This is a genomic window from Streptomyces sp. NPDC048436, from assembly GCF_043200355.1.
Classification (GTDB): Bacteria; Actinomycetota; Actinomycetes; order Streptomycetales; family Streptomycetaceae; genus Streptomyces.
Genome location: NZ_JBICXP010000025.1, coordinates 1 through 2,407, shown reverse-complemented (window position 1 = coordinate 2,407; position 2,407 = coordinate 1). Strand labels below are relative to the sequence as shown.

At 67.6% G+C, this 2,407-nt stretch carries 1 protein-coding gene; it reads left to right on the top strand.

Features of this window, described 5'->3' with window-relative positions; all coding sequences use genetic code 11:
- Positions 1 to 2,407 (top strand): beta-ketoacyl synthase N-terminal-like domain-containing protein (locus tag ACGFX9_RS38335; RefSeq protein ID WP_393484529.1); only part of this gene is annotated, 2,407 nt, incomplete at both ends.

The following is a 2,407-nucleotide window of genomic DNA, read 5'->3' as shown; positions in this document are numbered from 1 at the left end:
CCCACCCCTCACCACCCAACACGCCCTCACCCTCCTCGACACCGCCCTCACCACCCACCACCCCACCACCACCGCAACCCACCTCAACACCACCACCCTCACCACCCAAGCCCACAACAACACCCTCCCCCCACTCCTCCACCACCTCACACCAACCACCCACCACCACAACGCCAACTCACCCACAGACGCAGACGCATCGTTCAAGGAGCGTCTGGCGGGCATGCCCGAGGGTGAGCGTTCCACTGAGTTGCTAAAGCTTGTCCGCGCGACGATCGCCGCGGTCCTGGCTCACCCCGAGCCCGAACTCATCGCCGCTCAGCAGTCGTTCAAGGAGCTGGGCTTCGACTCCCTCACCACCGTCCAGCTGCGCAACCACCTCTCCCGCGCGACAGGCCTACGCCTGCCCTCCACCCTCGCCTTCGACCACCCGACACCGCAGGACCTGACAGACCACCTCCTGCTCCAGCTCGCCCCCCAGCAGGACGCCACAACCCACCACACCACCACCCCCTCGACCGCGACAGCCGGGCCCGGCGAACCGATCGCCATCGTCGGCATGGGCTGCCGCTACCCCGGCGACATCAACTCGCCCGACGAGCTGTGGGATCTGGTCACCCACCGCCGCGAAGCGATCACCGGATTCCCGACCAACCGGGGCTGGGACCTGGGCACTCTCCTGCCAGGCGCTGAACGACCCGGCGCACAGACAAGCGACAGCCGAGGCACCTCGACCACTCACTGGGGCGGCTTCCTCCACAGCGCCGATCAGTTCGACGCGGGTTTCTTCAACATCTCGCCCCGCGAGGCCAAGGCCATCGACCCCCAACAACGCCTCCTGCTCGAAATCACCTGGCAGGCCCTGGAAGACGCGGGCATCGACCCCACCACCCTGGCGGGCTCACAGACCGGAGTCTTCACCGGCCTGTCCCCCAACCACTACGCCGCCCACGGCAACACCGACCTGGAGGGCCACCTCCTCACCGGCACCATCCCAGCTGTCGCCTCCGGCCGAGTCGCTTACACCCTGGGCCTGCACGGACCCGCACTCAGCGTCGACACGGCCTGCTCCTCATCCCTGGTGGCGGTGCACCTGGCCTGCCAGGCCCTGCGCAACGGTGAGTGCGACATGGCGCTGGCCGGGGGCGCCACCGTCATGGCCACCCCCGAAGTCTTCATCGAATTCAGCCGCCAAGGCGGCCTCGCCCCCGACGGACGCTGCAAAGCCTTCGCCGCCAACGCCGACGGAACCGGCTGGGCCGAGGGCGCAGGAGTCATCGTCCTCCAACGCCTCAGCGACGCCCAAACCCAAGGCCGCAACATCCTCGCCATCATCCCCGGCTCCGCCGTCAACCAAGACGGCGCCAGCAACGGCCTCACCGCACCCAACGGCCCCGCCCAAGAACGCGTCATCCAACAAGCCCTCACCAACGCCCGAATGACTGGTGATCAGGTTGATGCCGTTGAGGCACACGGCACCGGAACCACGCTGGGCGACCCCATCGAAGCCCATGCCCTGCTCAACACCTACGGAAAGCACCACACTGCTGAACAGCCTCTGTACCTGGGGTCGTTGAAGTCCAACATCGGGCACGCGCAAGCCGCCGCAGGCATCGGCGGCATCATCAAAATGGTCCAAGCCCTCAACCACGATGAGCTGCCCCCCACCCTGCACGCCGACAACCCCTCACCCCACATCGACTGGACCACCGGCCACGTCTCCCTGCTCACCAAAGCCACCCCCTGGCCCAAGCACAACCGACCCCGCAACGCCGCCGTCTCCGCCTTCGGCGTCAGCGGAACCAACGCCCACCTCATCCTCCAACAAGCACCCACCCCCACCACCACCGAAGAAGAAACACCCCAACCGCCCACAGAACACATCGCACTGACCCTCTCCGCCAAAACACCCACCGCACTGGCCGACCAAGCCGCCCGGCTGCACGACCACCTGCGCGACCACCCCGACACCGCACTCGCACCCACCGCACACGCGTTGGCGGCCCGCACTCTCTTCGACCACCGCGCCGTCATCACCGTCAATGACCGTGAGGAAGCCCTTACGGCTCTATCGGCGCTGGCCCAGGGTGTGCCCCATCGTGATCTGGTCACCGGGCCCGAGCAGCCCACCACGCAGACCGTGTTCCTCTTCCCCGGCCAAGGCTGCCAATACCCCGGCATGGGACGCGCCCTCTACGACACCCACCCCGTCTTCCGCGACGCCCTGGACGAAGCCTGCCGCGCCCTGGACCAACACCTCGAACATCCCCTGCGCGACATCATCTTCTCCCACCCCGGAACCCCCCAAGCAGCCCTCCTGGACCGCACCGACTACACCCAGCCCGCCCTCTTCGCCCTGGGCACCGCCCTCTTCCACCAGCTCACCCACCACAACATCACCCCCGAC